This is a genomic window from Yoonia sp., from assembly GCF_017854565.1.
In the GTDB taxonomy this organism is placed as follows: domain Bacteria; phylum Pseudomonadota; class Alphaproteobacteria; order Rhodobacterales; family Rhodobacteraceae; genus Yoonia.
This window is the reverse complement of sequence record NZ_JAFMHJ010000049.1, coordinates 1-18,818: the sequence shown is the minus strand read 5'-3', so window position 1 is coordinate 18,818 and position 18,818 is coordinate 1. Positions and strand designations below refer to the sequence as shown.

At 59.3% G+C, this 18,818-nt stretch carries 22 protein-coding genes and 1 tRNA gene; 6 read left to right on the top strand and 17 right to left on the bottom strand.

Going from position 1 to position 18,818, the window contains the following annotated elements; genetic code table 11:
* Positions 1-216 precede the first annotated feature (216 nt).
* The 3 genes from rpsI to QZ196_RS15010 form a co-directional block, all read right to left on the bottom strand.
* Positions 217-714, bottom strand: coding sequence for a 30S ribosomal protein S9 (gene rpsI / locus QZ196_RS15020; RefSeq protein WP_296427865.1), 498 nt, complete (start codon positions 712-714; stop codon positions 217-219).
* A complete protein-coding gene (rplM, locus tag QZ196_RS15015; RefSeq protein ID WP_296427862.1) occupies positions 714-1,175 on the bottom strand; it encodes a 50S ribosomal protein L13 in 462 nt (153 codons plus the stop codon). Before rplM ends, rpsI begins: the two co-directional genes overlap by 1 nt.
* Positions 1,176-1,332: 157 nt before the next feature.
* Positions 1,333-1,758, bottom strand: coding sequence for a PaaI family thioesterase (locus QZ196_RS15010; RefSeq protein ID WP_296427860.1), 426 nt, complete (start codon positions 1,756-1,758; stop codon positions 1,333-1,335).
* Between the two features lie 61 nt (positions 1,759-1,819).
* Here QZ196_RS15010 and QZ196_RS15005 point away from each other — a divergent pair, with 61 nt between their 5' ends.
* A complete protein-coding gene (locus tag QZ196_RS15005) occupies positions 1,820-2,602 on the top strand; it encodes an enoyl-CoA hydratase (RefSeq protein WP_296427858.1) in 783 nt (260 codons plus the stop codon).
* Here QZ196_RS15005 and QZ196_RS15000 read toward each other — a convergent pair.
* The 3 genes from QZ196_RS15000 to QZ196_RS14990 form a co-directional block, all read right to left on the bottom strand.
* Positions 2,599-4,068 carry a carboxypeptidase M32 gene (locus QZ196_RS15000; RefSeq protein WP_296427857.1) on the bottom strand — a complete coding sequence of 490 codons (1,470 nt, stop codon included), beginning with the start codon at positions 4,066-4,068 and terminating at the stop codon, positions 2,599-2,601. The genes QZ196_RS15005 and QZ196_RS15000 overlap by 4 nt on opposite strands.
* A gap of 5 nt (positions 4,069-4,073) precedes the next feature.
* Positions 4,074-5,207: a heme A synthase gene (gene ctaA, locus QZ196_RS14995; protein ID WP_296427856.1), complete on the bottom strand. Its 1,134-nt coding sequence runs from the start codon at positions 5,205-5,207 to the stop codon at positions 4,074-4,076.
* A 283-nt stretch (positions 5,208-5,490) separates the two neighbouring features.
* Positions 5,491-6,231: an RNA methyltransferase gene (locus tag QZ196_RS14990; protein WP_296427854.1), complete on the bottom strand. Its 741-nt coding sequence runs from the start codon at positions 6,229-6,231 to the stop codon at positions 5,491-5,493.
* Between the two features lie 126 nt (positions 6,232-6,357).
* On the opposite strand from QZ196_RS14990, the gene QZ196_RS14985 reads away from it, so the two are divergent.
* Positions 6,358-6,984, top strand: coding sequence for a thiamine phosphate synthase (locus tag QZ196_RS14985; protein ID WP_296427852.1), 627 nt, complete (start codon positions 6,358-6,360; stop codon positions 6,982-6,984).
* Here the strand turns inward: QZ196_RS14985 and QZ196_RS14980 are convergent.
* The 3 genes from QZ196_RS14980 to QZ196_RS14970 form a co-directional block, all read right to left on the bottom strand.
* Positions 6,961-7,791 (bottom strand): lysophospholipid acyltransferase family protein, encoded by an 831-nt coding sequence (locus tag QZ196_RS14980; protein ID WP_296427850.1) that lies wholly within the window; start codon positions 7,789-7,791, stop codon positions 6,961-6,963. The genes QZ196_RS14985 and QZ196_RS14980 overlap by 24 nt on opposite strands.
* Complete coding sequence (locus QZ196_RS14975) at positions 7,784-8,560, bottom strand: GNAT family N-acyltransferase (RefSeq protein ID WP_296427848.1); 777 nt, start codon at positions 8,558-8,560, stop codon at positions 7,784-7,786. The genes QZ196_RS14980 and QZ196_RS14975 overlap by 8 nt, the downstream gene beginning before the upstream one ends.
* Positions 8,561-8,690: 130 nt before the next feature.
* A complete protein-coding gene (locus tag QZ196_RS14970) occupies positions 8,691-8,873 on the bottom strand; it encodes a DUF3553 domain-containing protein (protein WP_296427847.1) in 183 nt (60 codons plus the stop codon).
* Between the two features lie 29 nt (positions 8,874-8,902).
* On the opposite strand from QZ196_RS14970, the gene QZ196_RS14965 reads away from it, so the two are divergent.
* A complete protein-coding gene (locus tag QZ196_RS14965; protein ID WP_296427845.1) occupies positions 8,903-9,493 on the top strand; it encodes a histidine phosphotransferase family protein in 591 nt (196 codons plus the stop codon).
* Here QZ196_RS14965 and QZ196_RS14960 read toward each other — a convergent pair.
* The 7 genes from QZ196_RS14960 to QZ196_RS14930 all read right to left on the bottom strand — a co-directional run bounded on the left by QZ196_RS14960 (position 9,490) and on the right by QZ196_RS14930 (position 15,137).
* Complete coding sequence (locus tag QZ196_RS14960) at positions 9,490-10,755, bottom strand: glutamate-5-semialdehyde dehydrogenase (RefSeq protein ID WP_296427843.1); 1,266 nt, start codon at positions 10,753-10,755, stop codon at positions 9,490-9,492. The genes QZ196_RS14965 and QZ196_RS14960 overlap by 4 nt on opposite strands.
* 12 nt (positions 10,756-10,767) lie before the next feature.
* Positions 10,768-11,874 carry a glutamate 5-kinase gene (proB, locus tag QZ196_RS14955; protein ID WP_296427841.1) on the bottom strand — a complete coding sequence of 369 codons (1,107 nt, stop codon included), beginning with the start codon at positions 11,872-11,874 and terminating at the stop codon, positions 10,768-10,770.
* The gene (obgE, locus tag QZ196_RS14950) at positions 11,862-12,908 is read right to left on the bottom strand and encodes a GTPase ObgE (protein ID WP_296427839.1); all 1,047 of its coding nucleotides are present in this window, start codon (positions 12,906-12,908) and stop codon (positions 11,862-11,864) included. Before obgE ends, proB begins: the two co-directional genes overlap by 13 nt.
* Positions 12,909-12,948: 40 nt before the next feature.
* Positions 12,949-13,449, bottom strand: a complete 501-nt coding sequence (locus QZ196_RS14945; protein ID WP_296427836.1) for a GNAT family N-acetyltransferase — start codon at positions 13,447-13,449, stop codon at positions 12,949-12,951.
* A gap of 49 nt (positions 13,450-13,498) precedes the next feature.
* Positions 13,499-14,041 (bottom strand): GNAT family N-acetyltransferase, encoded by a 543-nt coding sequence (locus QZ196_RS14940; RefSeq protein ID WP_296427834.1) that lies wholly within the window; start codon positions 14,039-14,041, stop codon positions 13,499-13,501.
* 127 nt (positions 14,042-14,168) lie between these two features.
* Positions 14,169-14,438 carry a 50S ribosomal protein L27 gene (gene rpmA / locus QZ196_RS14935; RefSeq protein WP_296427832.1) on the bottom strand — a complete coding sequence of 90 codons (270 nt, stop codon included), beginning with the start codon at positions 14,436-14,438 and terminating at the stop codon, positions 14,169-14,171.
* Positions 14,439-14,450: 12 nt separating this feature from the next.
* A complete protein-coding gene (locus tag QZ196_RS14930; RefSeq protein ID WP_296427830.1) occupies positions 14,451-15,137 on the bottom strand; it encodes a 50S ribosomal protein L21 in 687 nt (228 codons plus the stop codon).
* Positions 15,138-15,324: 187 nt separating this feature from the next.
* On the opposite strand from QZ196_RS14930, the gene QZ196_RS14925 reads away from it, so the two are divergent.
* The gene (locus QZ196_RS14925; RefSeq protein ID WP_296427829.1) at positions 15,325-15,672 is read left to right on the top strand and encodes a hypothetical protein; all 348 of its coding nucleotides are present in this window, start codon (positions 15,325-15,327) and stop codon (positions 15,670-15,672) included.
* 7 nt (positions 15,673-15,679) lie between these two features.
* Here the strand turns inward: QZ196_RS14925 and QZ196_RS14920 are convergent, their stop codons facing one another.
* The gene (locus QZ196_RS14920) at positions 15,680-16,516 is read right to left on the bottom strand and encodes a DUF2059 domain-containing protein (RefSeq protein ID WP_296427827.1); all 837 of its coding nucleotides are present in this window, start codon (positions 16,514-16,516) and stop codon (positions 15,680-15,682) included.
* A 142-nt stretch (positions 16,517-16,658) separates the two neighbouring features.
* Here QZ196_RS14920 and QZ196_RS14915 point away from each other — a divergent pair.
* Together QZ196_RS14915 and QZ196_RS14910 are read left to right on the top strand one after the other, a co-directional pair.
* A tRNA-Ser gene (locus tag QZ196_RS14915) sits at positions 16,659-16,748 on the top strand.
* Between the two features lie 78 nt (positions 16,749-16,826).
* On the top strand, positions 16,827-18,158 hold the full coding sequence (locus tag QZ196_RS14910) for a DUF6538 domain-containing protein (RefSeq protein WP_296427824.1): 1,332 nt from the start codon (positions 16,827-16,829) through the stop codon (positions 18,156-18,158).
* Positions 18,159-18,818: the final 660 nt, after the last annotated feature.

The following is an 18,818-nucleotide window of genomic DNA, read 5'->3' as shown; positions in this document are numbered from 1 at the left end:
GCTACCACACTGGATTCACTAGATGAATCCCTCACAGAATTTGTGCAACAGAGCCCCAAAACACCCTAAAACGTGTAAATGAAGTGTAAGTTCAGCGCAGCTTTTTGTCTATGTTAGAGCGCGGTGTTAAACTTCTGTAAGCACTGCACAAAAGAAAAAGCGCAGTAAAAACTGCGCTTTTTCAATGCTTTGTATAAAGTAGATGTAGGTTCTAGCTTAACGCTTAGAGAACTGGAAGCTCTTACGCGCTTTGGCCTTGCCGTATTTCTTACGTTCCACGACGCGGCTGTCGCGGGTCAGGAAGCCAGCGGCTTTCAACGCGGGACGCAGTGCCGGATCATAAAGCTGTAGCGCTTTGGACACGCCGTGCTTTACCGCACCGGCCTGACCCGAAAGACCACCGCCCTTGACGGTTGCAACGACGTCGAACTGGCCAGTGACGCCAGCAACCGAGAACGGCTGTGCCAGGATCATTTGCAGCACGGGGCGTGCAAAATAGGTGTTCATTTCCTTGCCGTTCACGATAACCTTGCCGGAGCCCGGCTTGATCCAGACGCGGGCGACCGCATCCTTACGCTTACCTGTGGCGTACGAACGGCCCAGATGATCACGGATGGGTTCGCGCGGTGCGGCGACTTCAACAACTGCCTGCACAGCTTGTATGCCTTCAGCGACTTGGCCCAGCTCTTCGAGAGAATTCACTTGATCGGCCATTATGACGTCCTCGTATTCTTTTTGTTCATGGATGCAACATCCAGAACTTCGGGCTTTTGGGCTTCCATGCCATGCTCTGTGCCTGCGAAAACGCGCAGGTGAGTCATTTGCTGGCGAGACAGCTTGCCACCGGGCAGCATACGTTGAACGGCTTTGGTAACAACGCGCTCCGGGTGCTTGCCTTCCAGAATCTCGGCTTTGGTCTTTTCTTTGATCCCGCCGGGATGGCCTGTGTGCCAGTAGTATTTTTCGTCACGCTTGTTACCGGTCATCTGCACTTTTTCGCAGTTGATCACGATAACGTTGTCGCCCATATCCATGTGCGGCGTGAAGGAAGGCTTGTGCTTGCCGCGCAAGCGCATAGCGATAATCGAAGCAAGACGGCCCAGAACGATGCCTTCGGCATCAATGAGGATCCATTTCTTGTCGATATCCGCCGGAGTTGCGGAAAAGGTTTTCATATCTCACCAATATTTTTGAGGTGGCAGTGCCACACGGTCATTCGGATGGGGGCGTTATATAGGGGACTGGGCCACAGTCAATCGTGATGAACGCCTATAAGTATAGCAAAAACATATACTTATAAAATAGGTATCTATTTACCCCACATTTGCAGCGCTATTTTGGCTCTGGTGGAATCGCATAGGTCAGATTGGCCCGCGCAACTGGGGCCGCCTGCCCCTTACTATAGATCAGCACATCACATACCGCCAACGCGCGGCCCAGTTTCAACAAACGCGCTTCAGCGATCATCGCAACGCCCGCTGCCGGTTTGCGCATGAAATCAATGCTGCAATTGGTTGTCACGGCCAGCGCTCTGGCGCCGATATGGGCCAGTATCAGCAAATAGGCCGCAACATCCGCCAAGGCGAACATCGAGGGGCCGGACACAGTGCCGCCGGGCCGCAGGTGCCGGTCGTCCACGCGCAGGCGCACGGTGATCGCGTTTTCGGCGAGGGAATCGACATGGAAATCGTCGCTGACCTGTGGAAAGGCGTCGGCTAGAAACGCATGCAGGGCCTCTGCGTTCATTTTCAATGTCATGACTTCCCTCATGGTCTGTGTCCGCCTAACCTGCCCACAATGCAATCAGGAGGGCAAGACATTGGATATTGTGCAGCGCGCGGACCAGGACCACATCGCGCATCTTATACTTAATGCGCCAGAGCGGCTGAACGCGCTGAGTGATGCGATGCTGGCGACGCTAGATCAAAACCTTGATGCAATTGCAAACGATCCGAACGTCAGGGCGGTTATCCTGTCGGGCCACGGCAAGGCGTTTTGCGCTGGGCACGACCTGAAGGAAATGCAAGCGGGGCGGCAGGCCCAAGACGGTGGCGCGGCTTATTTCAAAGACCTTTTCAGCCGCTGCACCCAAGTCATGCTGCGCATTCAGTCGCTGCCGCAGCCGGTGATCGCGCAGGTACATGGCATCGCGACGGCCGCGGGATGCCAATTGGTGGCCACTTGCGATCTGGCAGTCGCGGCGGATGACACACGTTTTGGGGTCAACGGGGTCAACATCGGGTTGTTCTGCGCCACGCCGATGGTGGCGCTGACCCGCAACATCGGCCGCAAAGCCGCGTTTGAAATGCTGACCACTGGCCGGTTTGCGAATGCCGCCGAGGCGCAGGCGCTTGGCCTGATCAACCGATCCGTGCCCGCCGCGGCATTGGCCCTCGAAACGCGCAGGCTTGCGACCGTCATCGCGGCCAAGCTGCCATCGGCCGTGAAGATCGGCAAAAAGGCATTCTATCAACAAATCCAGATGCCTACGGCAGCCGCATATGCGTTCACCGGCGATGTCATGGTCCATAATATGCTGGATCAGGACACCGACGAAGGGATCAATGCCTTTTTGGACAAGCGTACCCCCGATTGGGATTAAAGGCCGTAAATCGCGCTGAATTTCGCCTCGAGATAATCCAGCAATGGCGCCTCTGACGGGGCGGTGCCTGCGGCATGGGTGATGGTTTCGATCGGGGTGCGCAGGCCACCGTGTTGTTGCAGGTTCGCCCGCAGCCAACCCGTCGCGCGCGATGTGTCGCCCTTGGCCAGATCACCATCCAGTCCCGGCACCGCCTGGTGCAGCGCGGCATGCAGGCATCCGGCATAGACATTGCCCAGCGTATAGGTGGGGAAATAGCCGAACAGACCTTCGGACCAATGCACGTCCTGCAGCAAGCCATGCGATGGTTTGTCGACGGCATAGCCAAAGTCGGCGTTGAAACGGTCATTCCACGCCGCTTCGAGATCACGCAGGGCCAGATCGCCCGACATCAGCGCCCGCTCTAGGTCAAAGCGCAGGAGGACGTGCAGGTTATACTGCACCTCGTCGGCCTCGGTTCGGATGAAGCCTGTGCTGACGCGGTTCACGGTGGCATAAAACGCATCCTCATCCTTGATCCCGAAATCACCAAAGGTGTCGCGCATCTGACCATATAACCATCCGGTAAACGCACGGCTGCGTCCCAGTTGGTTTTCATAAATCCGGCTTTGGCTTTCATGCACGCCCATTGACACGCCGGACCCAATCGGGGTCAAAAGATGCACGTTATCAATGCCTTGCTCATAGGCGGCATGGCCCACCTCGTGGACGGTCGAATAGAAGCAGTTGAACGGGTCTGTCGGATTTGTCGGCGTGGTGATCCGCACGTCCAGTCCCGAGCCAGACGAAAACGGATGCACGGCCTTGTCGATACGTCCGTTTATCAGATCGTAGCCAAAGGCCAGCGCGAGCTTTTGCGACAGCGCCAGTTGCCCTGCCTCATCAAAGGTTCCGGTCAGTGCAGCGGGCGCAGGTCGGTCAAGGATGGCCGCGCGCAACGCCACCAGCCGGGGACGCAATGCATCAAACATCGCGCCCAAGCTGGCCGCAGTGGCACCCGGTTCGTAGTCGTCCAACAATGCGTCATAGGGGGAGGTATCGCCCGCAATGGCTGCGGCTTCTTCCTGACGCAGGCTGACAACCCGTTGTAATACATGTAAAAATGATGCGACATCTTCGTCGGCGCGGGCCTGTGCCCAGGTCCGATGCGCCAGCGATGTTGCCTTGGCCAGTTCCGACGCGAGGCGCGCAGGAACCTTTACGGTACGATCAAAGCTGCGTTTGATATGACGCAAATTGGCCGCCGCGACGGCATCGGATGCGTCGGCCTGTTCAAGCCATTCCCCGACGCGTGGATCAATGCGGCGGGCATGCAAGATGTTGGCCATGGCGCCATGTTCCTCGGCGCGTTGCGGTGTCGCCCCTTGCGGCATCATGGTTTCCTGATCCCAGCCAAGGCGGCCCGCGATCTGGCCCAGAGCTTCGGTTTCACGTTGGAACGTCATAAGATCTTGATAAGCTGTCATTTTAATCAACCTCGGACCGATTGGGGCATGGGGTATTGGGCGACAAAGCGCCCGCGCAGGATTAGCGCCCAAAGGGCGACTGCGCCAAGCTGGTGCATGATCGCGATCTGCCACGGGGCCGAATAGATGACGGTCACGATGCCAAGCGTCATTTGCAGCAGCATCATCGCCATGACCGCGTTGAAGGCAAAGCGCGTGTGGCGATTGGCCGATTTTCGGGCGCGGGCCCAAACCAGAAGACCCAGCAAAAACAACACGTAACCTGCCATACGGTGCATGAATTGCACAAGACCCGCATCTTCGAAGAAATTACGCCAGAGCGGCGTCAGGCCAAGCGGATCGGGGGGCAGAAAGCCGCCCGCCATCAATGGCCAATCAGGGTACGCACGGCCCGCGTCAATTCCCGCGACAAGCGCGCCAAGGATGATTTGCACGAAGGCTCCGACGATCAAGACGTTGGAAAGGCTGACCAATGACGCGCTGGCGTTGCGCCGGGCCTGCAACAGATCGGTCTGTTTGCGTCCCAGCCGATAGGTGAACCACGCGATGAAGCCAAAGATCACAAAGGCCAGCCCAAGGTGCGTGGCCAGCCGGTACGACGCGACATCAAGCATCCCGTCGCGCAGGCCCGATGACACCATCCACCAGCCGATGGCGCCCTGCAGGCCCCCCAAGCCACCAATGAACAGCAATCTGCCGGTCCAGCCCGCCGGGATCTTTCTGGTGATGAGAAACAAGAAAAAGCCGACCGCCCAGACCAGTCCGATCATCCGGCCCAGCTGTCGGTGGCCCCATTCCCAATAGTAGATGACCTTGAACTCTGACAGGCTCATCCCTTTGTTCTGCAACTGATACTCAGGGATCATACGGTATTTGTCAAAGGCGTCTGCCCATGCGTCTGCCGTCAACGGTGGCAGGGCACCGGTGACGGGTTTCCATTCGGTTATTGACAGGCCGCTGTCGGTCAGGCGGGTCAAGCCACCAACGGCGATCATCACAACGACCAGTGCAAACAGGGCCATAAGCCAGACCCGGATCGCACCGCGTGCGCCCTGCCCGCCACGGTCGATCCCGCCGGGGGCAGCGGCCTGTTTGGGGGCCGCGCCCACCTCTTCGAATATATTGCGTTTCGTTGCCATGGTGGCCTCCGGTCTGACTTGGGCGGAACCTAGGGCCGGGGCGCGGTGGCTGCAAGCGTCAGGGTGTCGCGATTTGGCTAACGGTCTTGAACGGCGGGGCGGCCAGAGCAGCGTCGAAACAGGGTTTACGCCCTTGTCTTAGGGGTCATCGGGGCGGAATACACCGTATGGAACGCGTACATAAGCGGTACGTACGATGAACTGCCCGCCCGGGCACGATACATCCGGCGACCCCGCACAGGTTCAAATCATTGACGCACCGTAAGGTGGGTCTTGACCCACCTTAGCCGCGGTCTTTCCAGCGGACCATCTGCCGCATGATGCCGTGCAGCATCTGTACGTCCGCGCGGGTCAGTGGCATCCGGGACCACAGGTTGCGCAGGTTGAGCTTCATGCTCGCGGCCTTGTGGTCGGGGAAAAAGAAACCGGCGTCTTGCAGGCGGTCTTCGTAATGCGCGGTCAGTTTTTCGATCTCGATCTGTTCGGCCCAATCGGCGAGGGCATCGACGCGCATAGGCGCCACCGGAACCGCCTCGCGGCGCCATTCATAGCCGGTCAGCAGCACACATTGCGCGAGATTAAGAGATGCAAATTCAGGGTTCACCGGAACCGATATAATCGCATTGGCGCGCGCGATGTCGTCATTTTCCATGCCGGCCCGCTCGGGCCCGAACATCACCGCGACCTTGCCGCCTGCGGCGATGCGCGCCCGCGCGTCCTGCATTGCAGCTTGGGGTGTGAAGACGGGCTTGGTCAAATCACGCGGTCGGGCCGTCGTGGCATAGACGAAATCACAATCGCCAATGGCCGCCGCCGTATCATCGAACAACTGCGCCTCGTCCAGCAACCGCCCGGCGCCGCTGGCCATCGCGACCGCCCGTTGATTGGGCCAACCGTCGCGTGGTGCGACGATGCGCATCCGATCAAGGCCAAAGTTCCACATCGCCCGCGCCGCCGCCCCTATATTTTCGCCCATCTGGGGCCGGATCAGAACGAAGGCGGGCTGTGGGTCGGGGCGTGGCATGTGGCTTCCTTTGTTGTCGCGCCGGGTGATACGCTGCCCCCTACCCCAAGGCAAGCAGGCCATGGTCAAGCGCGACAAACCCCGCTAGAACGCCATGACACGAGACGCATATCGGAAAACATCCCCATGACCGACGCACAAGACCTGCCGCAGCTTTACCTGATCACCCCGACGGAATTTGATCTTTCAAGCTATCCCGATCAACTGGCCGCTTGTCTGGACAGCACCGACGTCGCCTGCGTGCGCCTGTCACTTGCCGGCAAAGACGAGACGCGCATCGCGAAAGCCGCTGACGCGCTGCGCGAAGTCACCCATGCCCGCGATGTCGCGCTGGTGATCGAAAGCCATATCTTGCTGGTCGAACGGCATGGGCTGGATGGTGTGCATCTGCTGGATGGTGCCCGGTCGGTGAAAATGGTTCGCAAGGATTTGGGCGCGGATGCCATTATCGGCAGCTATTGTGGCAATTCGCGCCACGATGGTATCACCGCCGGAGAGCTGGGCGCGGATTATGTCAGCTTTGGCCCGGTGGGGACCACGCCCTTGGGTGACGGTCGTCTGGCCGCGTTTGAGCTGTTCGAGTGGTGGTCGATGATGATCGAGGTGCCTGTCGTTGCCGAAGGTGCCCTGGATGCCGCTCTGATCCGCCAATTGACCCCGCACACAGACTTTTTCGGGATCGGTGCCGAAATCTGGGGGACGGATGATCCGGTTGCGGCCCTTGCAGCACTACGTGCCGCCATGGTCGGCTAGACCGCCGCGCACGGTGTCTTCGAGCGTTTTGGCCAGCGCCTTGCGGTCGGTAAAGTCGATCAACCGCACGGGCCTATGATAATGGACGGTCACGCTGCCCTGCTTTTGGGCCGCGAGCGTCGCCAACAGGTGCGGCCCGAACGCCATGTCACCCCACCAGCCATAAAACCGCGCGTCGGCGTCGCTTGGTGCCTGATAGGCCACGGTTACGGGTTGCAGGTGCAATGTTTGCGCCAGGGCCGGGTCAAAGAACGCGGCAAAAAGCGTGGGTTTGAACGGCAGCACCCGCAGACCATCGGTCGAGGTCCCTTCGGGGAAGAACAGCAGTTTATGCCCGGCGGCAAGACGGTCGCGGAAGATGGTGATCTGGCTGGCGGCCTCGCGGCGGTCGCGTTTGATGAACACCGTTCCGGTAGCGCGGGCCAGCCAGCCGATACCGGGCCAGGCTGCCACCTCGGCCTTGGATACGAAATAGATGCGTTTGCGCGCATTCAGCGCAAAGATATCCAGCCATGACGCGTGATTTGCGACAACGGCCCCCGGACCTAACATCGGGGTGCCGGTGCTGTCGAATTTGATTCCCAGCAATACGAAGGCGGCGCGGCACACCCCTTGGGTGATATAGGGGGTCACGGGCCGCCGCAGTCCGTAAAAGGGCCTCTCGAACAAGCGGACCAGCAACAGGATCAGCAAGCCACCAAACACCAAAAGGCCCAGCGGCAGCCCGCGTCGGACGACGCGCGCCCAGTCCCGCGCCGTCAATGGTGCGGGGTCAGGCGCTGCGGGACCTTGCCAGACATCAGCCAATCCGGGGCCCTCGCGTGTAAATACTGCGTTGCAGCGCGCTGATCGCGTCGGTGGCAAGGATCAGGCAGACATCGACGGTATTGAACCCATGGTCGACAAACGCGCCGTCCCCCACGACGCCGCCAAGCCGCAGATACCCCTTGATCAGGGCGGGTGTGTCGCGCCGTGCCGCGACGCGGTCAATCTGGGCGGGTGGGATTGTGTTCATGCGGATCGCACCCGGTGGCCGCGCCGTGACCCGCAGGTCTGCGGGTGCCAGGTGCCGGTCGTGCAGCATGCTGAGCGGGGCTGACAACGCGGCCGCGTTTGTTCCATGAAACGATGCCACACCAAAAATCAGGTCTATCTGATGGGCGTTGATATAGTTGGCCAAGGCAGACCACAGATGGACCATCGCGGCCCCGCCCCGGTAGTCATGATGCAGGCACGACCGCCCCAGCTCCAGCAGCCGCTTGCCGCTGGCGCGCAGGACGGTCAGATCATATTCGTTTTCACATGAGAACTGTCCCGCCGCAGCCGCCGCAGCGGTCGTCATCAGCCGGTAGACACCCACCACCTGATCGGCCACGGGCCGCGTCGTATCGCGGAGCAACAGATGGGTGGCATGGTCGTCGAATCCATCACGCTCCAGCTGGTTGGCATGGTCGACCATCGCGCCGTCGCCGCCCAGTTCGGTCACGAAGACATCATAGCGCAGGCGCTGGGCTGTGCGCAGGTCAGCCGCAGTTTCGGCGATCTGAACGACAAATGCGGGGCTGTGACGGTTCATGATGGAAACTGGCCTATGACAATCGCTGGTTATTAGGGTTGCGGTAACCTTTTGGCAACCAATTGGCATTTAGATACTGTTAATGCTGATTGACACGACGGCGCATCAAACTACCTATGAGTGCGTCGCCTTATTCGGAAGCCACCAAGATGAGAGTAATTTGCGCGCCATTGATCACGACTTTGCCCGCGTTGCGAAAATTCACGGTCACCTTTCCGCCGATGTTTGACTGGACCTGCCCGGTGCCCCAATCCGGCTGGGCCGGGTGTCGCACCAGCATCCCCGGTGCAAGAATGGCGTTGATATCCGACATTTCATTTCCCTCAGAACGGAGGACGCAGGATGCGCCCTGACTTTGCCGCGCTTGTCGGCTCTCGCATTTGTCATGACCTTATCAGCCCTATCGGTGCGATCGGCAATGGTGTGGAGCTTTTATCGCTGACGCAGAGTGACACCAGCGCAGAGATGGATTTGATCAGCGAGAGTGTGGACAGTGCCAATGCGCGCATCCGGTACTTTCGTATTGCCTATGGTGCGGCGGCTGACGACCAACTGGTGAGCCGGTCTGATATCGTGTCGATCCTTGCTGCGGCAGCGCATGGCGGGCGTTTTGCGTATTTCTGGGAGATCGACGGCGACCAGTTGCGCCCATTGGTGCGCGGCGCATTCTTGATGCTGCAATGCTTTGAAACGGCGCTGCCATTGGGCGGAGATATCCATATCCGTCTTGAGAACGACACGTGGGTATTCAGCGGGCAAGGCCGGCGGGTCACGATTGACGACGCCCTGTGGGCCAGCCTGACCGCACCTGACACCGGTTTTGAACATAGGGCAGCACAGGTGCAATTTGCGCTGCTGCCGGAGGTTTTGGCGGCGGCCGGGCGCACGCTCGTGCTTGAGCTGTCCGACGATCAGATCGTCGCGCGGTTTTAGCGGCGCAGGGTGCCGTCGCCGGTGACCAGATATTTGAAACTGGTCAATTGCACAGCACCCACCGGCCCGCGCGCATGCAGTTTGCCGGTGGCAATGCCAAGTTCGGCGCCCATCCCAAATTCACCGCCATCGGCAAATTGCGTCGATGCGTTGCGCATCAAGATGGCGCTGTCAAGTTGGCGGAAGAATTTATCGGCCACCGCATCGTCTTCGGTCAGGATCGCATCGGTGTGATTCGAACCGTATTGCCGGATATGCGCGATTGCGCCGTCGATCCCATCGACGATCTTGGCGGCGATGATCATATCCAGAAATTCGTGCCCGAAGTCATCCAGCGTGGCCGGCACTGTGCCCGGCGTCTGCGCCAGCGTCGGATCGGCGCGCACTTCGACGCCGGCCGCCAGCAGATCGCGGGTCAACACATCGCCGTATCGGTCGTAGAACGCCTGATCGACCAGCACACATTCGGCGGAACCGCAGATGCCGGTCCGCCGCGTTTTGGCGTTGATCAGCACCGCGCGCGCCTTGTCCAGATCCGCCGCGCCATCGACATAGACGTGGCAGATGCCTTCGAGGTGGGCAAAGACCGGCACGCGGGCCTCGCGCTGGACCAGACCGACAAGGCCCTTGCCGCCGCGCGGCACGATGACGTCGATATGATCTGTCGCTTGCAACATGGCCGTCACGGCGGCGCGGTCGCGGGTCGGGACCAGTTGGATCGCGGTTTCGGGCAGACCAGCGGATACGAGGCCCTGAACCAGACAGGCGTGAATCGCCTGCGAGGAATGAAAGCTTTCTGAGCCGCCGCGCAGGATGACCGCATTACCGGATTTCAGACACAGCGCGCCTGCGTCCGCCGTCACGTTGGGGCGGCTTTCATAAATCACGCCGATCACACCGATGGGCGTGCGCACGCGTTTGATATTCAGACCGTTGGGCGGGGTCCATTCTTCGGTGATGACGCCGATGGGATCAGGTTGCGCAGCAACGGCCCGCAAACCTTCGACCATGCTTTGAATGCGGTCGGTGTCGAGCAGCAGCCGGTCCATCATCGCCGGTGACAGCCCTTTGGCGGTCCCATAGGCGATGTCTTGCCTGTTGGCGGCGATGATCGCATCGCGCTGTGCCCAGACCGCATCTGCGGCGGCATTCAGCGCCTGCATCTTGGCCGCAGCACTGGCGGTGGCAAGCACGGTGGCCGCCGCGCGGGCGTTGGCGCCGATTTGCGCCATCATCGGTCCGATTTTGTCGTGATCGTTCATCTGCGTCCCCTGCTAGAGCACCATATCGTCGCGGTGGACCAGTGCGGCACGCCCGTTGTAGCCCAAAACGGTCACGATGTCAGTGCTGCGCCGGCCCTTGATCTGCTGCGCCTCGGCACTGGTATAGCGGACAAGACCCTGACCCAGCTGCGCACCGCCGGCATCATTGATCGTCACAAGATCACCGCGGCCAAATGTGCCCTCTATCTTTATCACGCCGGCAGGCAGCAGGCTTGTGCCGCGCCCCAATGCCGCCTTGGCACCATCATCAATGGTGATCGTGCCGCGCGGTTTCATCGCCGCAATCCAGCGTTTGCGGGCGGCTTGCGGATCTGTCTGGGCGGCGAACCATGTCGCGCGCGCGCCGTTTTCCAGCGCCAGCAGCGGATGCAGGGGGCTGCCCAGCGTGATCGCCATGGCGCAACCTGCATCGGTGGCGACGCGGGCGGCGATGATTTTGGTGATCATCCCGCCCTTGGACAGGCCCGAGGTCGCATCACCTGCCATGGCTTCGATAGATGGCGTTAATTTTGCAACATGTTCAATGTGTTGCGCTGTCTTATCAATGTTGGGATTGGCGGTATAAAGGCCATCGACGTCGGACAGAAGGATCAGTTGATCCGCGCCAATGGTCACGGCGACCTGTGCGGCGAGCCTGTCATTGTCGCCGTATCGGATTTCATCGGTGGCGATTGTGTCGTTTTCGTTAACAATCGGTGTCACGCCGAGGCCAAGCATCGTTTCCATTGTCGCGCGACTATTGAGGTAACGCCGCCGATCTTCGGAATCTTCAAGCGTCACAAGGACCTGACCCGCGATAATGCCATGCGGCGCGAGCGCCTCTTCGTATGCGCGGGCAAGCCGGATCTGGCCAACGGCGGCAGCGGCCTGTGATTGTTCCAGCGCCAGCGGCGTCAGCGGCAGGCCCAGCACGCCACGCCCCAGCGCGATCGAGCCTGACGACACAAGAATCACATCCGTGCCGCGCGCCCGGATCCGGGCCACATCGCCCGCCAGTGCCGTCAGCCATTCCGCCCGCAGCGTCCCGGTTGCAGCGTCCACCAGCAAGGCAGAGCCGATCTTGACGACAAGCCGTTTGGCGTCGGTCAGGGCCGCCATTCTGCTTCCTCTTCTGCCGCCTCTGCGGCTTTGCGGTGACGCAGGCGGTTGTCGTCGATTTCGGCACGCAGGGCGCGCAGCACGTCCTGAACCCCCTCGCGGCTGACACCCGACATCAGCATCACGGGACCTTTGGCAACGGCGGCAACCTCATCACGCAGGAAGACGCGTTCTTCGTCATCCAGCGCGTCGATCTTGTTCAGCACCGTGATCCGGGGTTTTTCGGCCAATTCACCGCCATATGCCTCGAGTTCGTGAATGATGGTGACCAGATCGCCCGCCGGATCGCCCGAAGTGCCATCAATCAGGTGCAGCAGCACCGCGCAGCGTTCAACATGGGCCAGAAATGTGTCGCCAAGGCCGCGACCTTCGCTTGCGCCCGCAATCAAGCCGGGAATATCGGCGACGACAAATTCCACATCGTCAACGCCGACGACGCCGAGATTGGGCACCAGCGTCGTAAAGGGATAATCCGCAACCTTGGGCCGGGCGTTGGAGGTCGCGGCAAGGAAGGTCGATTTGCCCGCATTGGGCATCCCCAGCAGGCCGACGTCGGCGATCAGTTTGAGACGGAGCCAGATCGTACGCTCGACGGCTTCCTGACCGGGATTGGCGCGGCGCGGCGCCTGATTGGTGGCGGATTTGAAATGCAGGTTGCCCCAGCCACCGTTACCGCCCTTGGCGATCACAACGCGCTGACCGATTTCGGTCAGGTCGGCGATGACGGTTTCTTCGTCTTCGTCGATGATTTCGGTGCCCACAGGGACGCGCAGGATCTTGTCGTCGCCATCTTTGCCGGTGCGCTGGCTGCCCATTCCGTGCTGGCCGCTGCCCGCGAAAAAGTGCTGCTGATAGCGAAAGTCGATGAGCGTGTTCAGCCCATCGACCGCTTCGACGATCACATCGCCGCCGTTGCCACCATCGCCGCCGTCAGGGCCGCCGTATTCGATGAATTTTTCACGCCGGAAGGAAATACAGCCCGCGCCGCCGGCGCCGGACCGAATATAGACCTTGGCAAAATCGAGAAATTTCATGAGCGTGGACTTTCTAAGGCTGTTCAGCCGTCGCGATAATCTATTGTGCGCCGCTTCTCAAGCTGTCCCATTGGATGCGGGTCAGCTGATAGTGATGACATAGCGTCGGTGTGTTGCGTGCGAGGGCGTGTTGGGTATCATCCGCTGCGTGGCTGAAGCCCAGCTTTTCCAGCACATGAAGCGAGCCGGGGTTATCATGCCAGACGCTTGCGTTGATCCAAAGCAGGGCCGGATCGCGAAAGGCGTGGTTGATCGCAAGGCGGGCCAGCCGCGTTGCAATGCCCTGCCCCCATGCCATTGGTGCAAGGCAATAGCCAAGATCGCCTTCGGTGACGCCCATCGTGCCAATCAGCTTATCGTCTTGCATCAGCGCCCAGATAAATCCGGTGCCGGGATATGTGATGCAGCGGCGCGCCGTAAACGACCGATCGGCAGGCCACGGCCAGCTACCCAATTGGCGCACGATATCCCAATCGCTGACCAAGGCGTGCAGGCCGTCTAGGTCGGTCGGGCGCAGGTAGCGGTAAGTCACATCAGCCATTGTTCAGCCGCGCGCAGGGTCCGGCGATCGGTTTGGAACGGTGTGATGGTCACCGCCCGGTTTTGAGGGTGTAGGTCCATGTGGGCACGGTGGCACCGCGCGCGACAGAGAACGCTTCGGCATCGCCAAGATAATCAAAGCCGCAGTTGGTCAGCACGCGTGCGGAACCGGGATTGTCCTGAAACGCCTCTGCAAAAATACGCTGCGCATGATGCGGGTTGGCCGCGATCAAGGCGCGCACCGCTTCGGATGCGAAACCGCTGTTCCAGAATGCCGGGGCGATCCAATAGAAAATCTCGGACTGGTTGCGGTCCATCCGTTCAAGGCTGATCAGGCCCAATGCCTCGGCGTGGCCATAGGCCGAGCCGTCGATGACCCAGATATCTTCGGTCCGGTCAGGGCGCAATGCGCGTTCGATCATAGCCTCCACGGTGCCGGGGGGCAGCGGGTGCGGCATAGCGCGGGTGCCACGCGCGACGCGATCATCGCCGGCGTACATCGCAATAAGGCCAGCATCGGACTTGCGGCAAGGACGCAGCACGATGCGGTCCGCTGCAATCGTGTCCTGCACTGTGATTTCCTCGTGAATCATTACTTCCGCTCCTCCGAAAACATGCCCTTCTTCGTGCACTGCTAATGTAACATGGTGGCAAAACTATGAATAAAAAAGGGGACCGGTGTTCACCGATCCCCCCAAATACGTTACCTGAGAACTTCGGCTATTCAGCGGCCTCCGCCATTGGAAGAACCGAAATAAAGGTGCGGCCTTTGAAGCCCGTATGGAATTGCACGTTACCCTCGACGGTTGCAAAGATCGTATGATCCTTGCCCATGCCAACGCCATTGCCCGGCCACATCTTTGTGCCGCGCTGACGCATGATGATGTTGCCGGGAATGACAACTTCGCCACCGAATTTTTTAACGCCAAGGCGACGACCAGCTGAGTCGCGCCCGTTACGGGATGAACCGCCTGCTTTTTTGTGTGCCATTGGTGTCTCTCCTTAGCCTTTTGCCAGCTCGGATGCTTGCGCGATCCAGCCTTCACGTTCGATCCGACCTTTGAACGAAAGTTTCTCGTCCATAGCAGTCACATCAGCGTCAGTCCATGCCGCGATCTGGGCGAATGTCGTCACGCCAGCTTCGATCAGCTTTTTCTCAAGTGCGGGGCCGACGCCCGACAGCTTTTTGAGGTCATCCGCACCAGCAGCCGTTTCCGCCTTGGGGGCGGCTTTTGCCTTTGGTGCTGCGTTTGGCTTTTCAGCCTTTGGCGTGGATGCGCGCAGTGCCGCAGCAGCCGCTTTCAGGGAGGTCGGAGCGCCGACAGCGCGCACGATCTCGAAGCCTGCGCCGTTTTCCGCAGCTTTTACGCCGGACTTGTCTGCACCTGATTCCAAGATGTCGCCGATACGGACCAGTGTCAGGCTTTGACGATGGCCTTTCTTGCGCTGGCTGCCGTGCTTACGACGACGTTTGACGAAGTTGATCGTCTTTTCGCCCCGGATCTGGTCGATCACTTCGGCCTGAACGCCAGCGTCCGCGACAAAAGGTGCGCCCACGGTGGAGCCGACCATCAGAATTTCGTTGAATTGGATTGTTTCGCCAGCAACTGCTGCCAGCTTTTCGACCCGGAGTACATCGCCAGAGGCAACTTTGTACTGCTTGCCGCCGGTTTTGAGAACCGCAAACATATGTTTTTCCTTCATTTCCCGCGTCGCTGAGGCCCCCGATCATTCGAGCGTTAGTGGCATGATGCCGCCTGTGGACTGCGCGCCCGGTGGGCGTAATTTCGCGTGACCCCCGACAAAACCCTTGTCGAGATGGCGGCTTATCTGACCTATACCCCTACAAGTCAAGTCCAAAGAAGGCGAAATCCAGATGCGTATCCACCTTGTTCTATGCGTTTTGCTGATGGGCTGCGCAACACAGCCACCCCAAGCAAACAGCACGGTATCGACACCCGGCCCCGGTGCGGCAACAACCCGACAAACCGGCATATATGACAATCGCCGTGGTCTGGTGGAAATTATCGTCAAGGCGAACTTTGCTGAGATCAGCCGCGATATCCGTGCCGGTGGTGGCCCGGTTCTGACCCGCGCCATGGTGGCCGCCGGTATCCCGCCGGCTGACCGCCCGACCCGTCTGATCCAACTGCAATCCAACTTTGGGCTATATGCACAAAGCCCCGGCGCGCTGGTGACGACACTGATGCTGTATGGCCGCTAAGTGGTTGCTACAGTTCTTGGCTGACAATGAACCGCGCTGATGCAAGCCCAAGCGCGCGCGAGACATCATTGAACATCCCATCGAATGCGACAAACAGCGCGTTATTGAGATCCTGCCCGGCCTCAGTTTCCGAAAACGCGATGTAGGCCTGCAGATCTGCATCCGACAGCGGCTGATAGGCCAGAAGGCAAAATGCAAAAACCCACGCGGTCGTGCTGCTGCGAATCTCGGCTTCCTGCGCCCAGACATCCATCAGGGCGGTGTCGGCCGTCATCGTATCCGGCATCGCCCCACCGTCCAGCATCCCCATGTAAAAAGCGTAATTTGCATTCAGCGCGCCCACGACATTCGTTTCGACCAGATCGTTGACGTCCACGAACCGCGCGATCAGCAGGTAGCGTGGGGTGACATCGTGCATCGCAATCGCGGCATTTTCCTTGCTGGCCTGATCCACCGCATCATCCAGCAAGGCGCGACGCGCGCTGACCTCAAGGGTGACGATGGTGCGGCCCGGCTCTGACGCGAAAAACGCGAGCATGGCGTCGATATCATCGCCCTGCAGTTCCTCATCAAAGGCCGCGCGGACCTCTTGGGTCATCATCTCCATATCGTAAATTTCGGACACTGCGGCCGCCCAGCGGGGTGTGGCGCCGCCGGGGATCATCTCATCGGCCAGACTGTCACCATAGGCCATGCCTTCGGTACGCATAATGTCGAGCACCTGCGGCAGGCCAAGTGCGGCAAACAGCGCGTCGGTCTTGTCGGACGGCGCGGCCTGGGCCAGGAAAGGCTGGCCCGCAAAGGCAAATATCAAAGCGATGATGGGCGCAATCAGGTGGTGCATCTGGGTTTCCTCGGGAATGGAGCATGGGCCGATTGTTAGGCGCCCTGCCCCGCTTTTCCAAGCCTTGTGACGCAATCGGCAGGAATCGCAGATTGGCCCTTGCACCGCGCCCGCCCCCGCATTAGGAGAACGCGATCCCCGCGGAGAGGTGCCGGAGTGGTCGAACGGGGCGGTCTCGAAAACCGTTGAGCCTGCAAGGGTTCCCAGGGTTCGAATCCCTGTCTCTCCGCCATGATGCCCCATTGCCCTTTTTTTCTTTAATACATTAGCTCTTGGAGTGCCCGATGGAGGGTATTGATGGAGTATATGGATGTCTAACTACCCCGCAACGACGATGTCGATAAGCAAGGGGAAATGGTACGTCTACCTAACGATCCCTCAGGAACTTCGAGAGCACTTCCCCGGTCGCAAACAGCTGAAACGGTCCACCGGAACAAGCGATCTACAGGATGCAAGACGCCGCCAACACGGCATTGCAACAGGACTCTATGCACAGCTTGATGCCTGTAAGCCTGACATACGGGACATGATCAGCGACCTTCTTGGCTGGATTGGTAACGCAGATGAAGTGCAACGCATGGATGATGAGGGCCACCTCGAAGGCCTGATCCAAGGCGCGAAGAACCTCGAGTATGGGAAAAATCCCGAGAACGACACAGCAACTGACGTGGTCAATGAACAGGGCGCAAAGGCGCTTGAGTTGTACCGCGACTGGAAGGCAAAAGCTGCCACGGCCCCGGCCAACTCCGACGCGGTCCTTTTTTCTGTTGCAACCCGAGAGTACCTCTCGACCAACCCCTACGGCCCTGCGAAGACCACCCGCGACTGTGAGCTATCCCTAAGTCAGTTCCAAGACTTCACCGGTGATGTGATCCTAAACGATATCACCGCTGTGATGATCCACCGGTATGCAGAGCACCTAGGGTCAACCGCAAGCCGCAAGACGATTGCCAAGAAGATCAGCTATGTGAAGCGCCTCTTCGATCATGGGGTGCGCAAAGGCTGGATACCGCACAACGTCTTTGCTGGCTTGGTACTGGACAAGAAAGTGGGTCGCCCCCTGCAGAGCTACCGCCCGTTCACCTCAAGCGAACTCGAGGCCCTCTTCAAGCTGGACATGAAGCCCCACCAGCGCGGCCTCTTGTCGATCTTGATCACATCAGGCATGCGCCTCGATGAAGCCGCCCTGCTCAACTGGGAAAACGTGAAAGAGGACAAGTCGCAGGGTGTTGTCTACTTCGACCTGACGGACGCCATCGTGAAGAACAGGGGATCGCAGCGGAAGGTGCCGGTCCACTCGAGCCTTACGTGGGTCACCCAAGGTAGGACCAGCGGAGCGACCGGTCAGATGTTCCCAGAGTTCACCCGGGATAAGGATGGGAAGGCTCAGGCATCCGCCTCGAAGGCTCTCATGCCGCTGATCAGGAAGGTGACGGACGACAAGGCCAAGGTTGTGCATTCGCTCAGGGGTAACTTTAAGGATATGCTGAGGGACGCTGGGGTTTCCAAAGAGGTCAACGACTTCATCACAGGCCATGCCTCTGGGGATGTGGCAGGCAACTATGGCTCAGGGCCGAGCCTGAGGGTTCGTAAGGATGCCGTGGACCGCGTCAGTTTTTCTAATTTTGAACTGTTAGCGTAGATCAACCAAAAGGGCGGAATCCAGACGTTCGCCGCAGTTGCGAAGTCTGGGTTCACCGTATGAGAAAGCAGACTTTTGGCAGCACGTGGCATTTTAAACCGCAGCAATGAGCCGATTCACCGATGCTGCGCGAATGTCGGCTAGACGGGTGAGTGCGTTTCAAAAGTAAACGTTACCTAATGTTCGCAGCGCTATGAACAGCCGACGTGAAAAGACATGTGGGAGCAGCAAAAATGAAATTCTGATCTTCCTAGAGTCTACGATTAAGTTGTCTCCACCCAGATACACGATTTGATCCCCCGGCACATAAGGCTTCGGCTTAGTGCGAATGACAGAAATATGCTTCAGCAAGGTCTGCGATTGCTGTTCCCACCCCGCGTCGCTAGTCGTTTCTAATGGATTTAAGGAGGCGTCATAAAAAACCCTTCGGAACCCCAGAGTACTTTGTTCCGCAAGGATCGGAGGCACGTGGCTCGGGAACGGTGCTTTTTTCGCACATTCAAATGCGCCAATGACAACCAACTTCATACTTCTTAAAACATTCCATCACTGAGTATTTTGGATTGTAGTGACTCTGTTGCACAAATCGGCTGATGGCCGAGGTACCCCTTTCCCTGGACAGACTTATCCCACGGTCTCTGTGACGGGTATGCCGAGCGC

Coding starts and splice junctions, on each gene's coding strand:
- rpsI (WP_296427865.1), bottom strand. CDS start 714: ATGGCCGATCAAGTGAATTCTCTCGAAGAGCTGGGCCAAGTCGCTGAA.
- rplM (WP_296427862.1), bottom strand. CDS start 1,175: ATGAAAACCTTTTCCGCAACTCCGGCGGATATCGACAAGAAATGGATC.
- QZ196_RS15010 (WP_296427860.1), bottom strand. CDS start 1,758: ATGACATTGAAAATGAACGCAGAGGCCCTGCATGCGTTTCTAGCCGAC.
- QZ196_RS15000 (WP_296427857.1), bottom strand. CDS start 4,068: ATGACAGCTTATCAAGATCTTATGACGTTCCAACGTGAAACCGAAGCT.
- ctaA (WP_296427856.1), bottom strand. CDS start 5,207: ATGGCAACGAAACGCAATATATTCGAAGAGGTGGGCGCGGCCCCCAAA.
- QZ196_RS14990 (WP_296427854.1), bottom strand. CDS start 6,231: ATGCCACGCCCCGACCCACAGCCCGCCTTCGTTCTGATCCGGCCCCAG.
- QZ196_RS14985 (WP_296427852.1), top strand. CDS start 6,358: ATGACCGACGCACAAGACCTGCCGCAGCTTTACCTGATCACCCCGACG.
- QZ196_RS14975 (WP_296427848.1), bottom strand. CDS start 8,560: ATGAACCGTCACAGCCCCGCATTTGTCGTTCAGATCGCCGAAACTGCG.
- QZ196_RS14970 (WP_296427847.1), bottom strand. CDS start 8,873: ATGTCGGATATCAACGCCATTCTTGCACCGGGGATGCTGGTGCGACAC.
- QZ196_RS14965 (WP_296427845.1), top strand. CDS start 8,903: ATGCGCCCTGACTTTGCCGCGCTTGTCGGCTCTCGCATTTGTCATGAC.
- QZ196_RS14960 (WP_296427843.1), bottom strand. CDS start 10,755: ATGAACGATCACGACAAAATCGGACCGATGATGGCGCAAATCGGCGCC.
- proB (WP_296427841.1), bottom strand. CDS start 11,874: ATGGCGGCCCTGACCGACGCCAAACGGCTTGTCGTCAAGATCGGCTCT.
- obgE (WP_296427839.1), bottom strand. CDS start 12,908: ATGAAATTTCTCGATTTTGCCAAGGTCTATATTCGGTCCGGCGCCGGC.
- QZ196_RS14945 (WP_296427836.1), bottom strand. CDS start 13,449: ATGGCTGATGTGACTTACCGCTACCTGCGCCCGACCGACCTAGACGGC.
- QZ196_RS14940 (WP_296427834.1), bottom strand. CDS start 14,041: ATGATTCACGAGGAAATCACAGTGCAGGACACGATTGCAGCGGACCGC.
- rpmA (WP_296427832.1), bottom strand. CDS start 14,438: ATGGCACACAAAAAAGCAGGCGGTTCATCCCGTAACGGGCGCGACTCA.
- QZ196_RS14930 (WP_296427830.1), bottom strand. CDS start 15,137: ATGTTTGCGGTTCTCAAAACCGGCGGCAAGCAGTACAAAGTTGCCTCT.
- QZ196_RS14925 (WP_296427829.1), top strand. CDS start 15,325: ATGCGTATCCACCTTGTTCTATGCGTTTTGCTGATGGGCTGCGCAACA.
- QZ196_RS14920 (WP_296427827.1), bottom strand. CDS start 16,516: ATGCACCACCTGATTGCGCCCATCATCGCTTTGATATTTGCCTTTGCG.
- QZ196_RS14910 (WP_296427824.1), top strand. CDS start 16,827: ATGTCTAACTACCCCGCAACGACGATGTCGATAAGCAAGGGGAAATGG.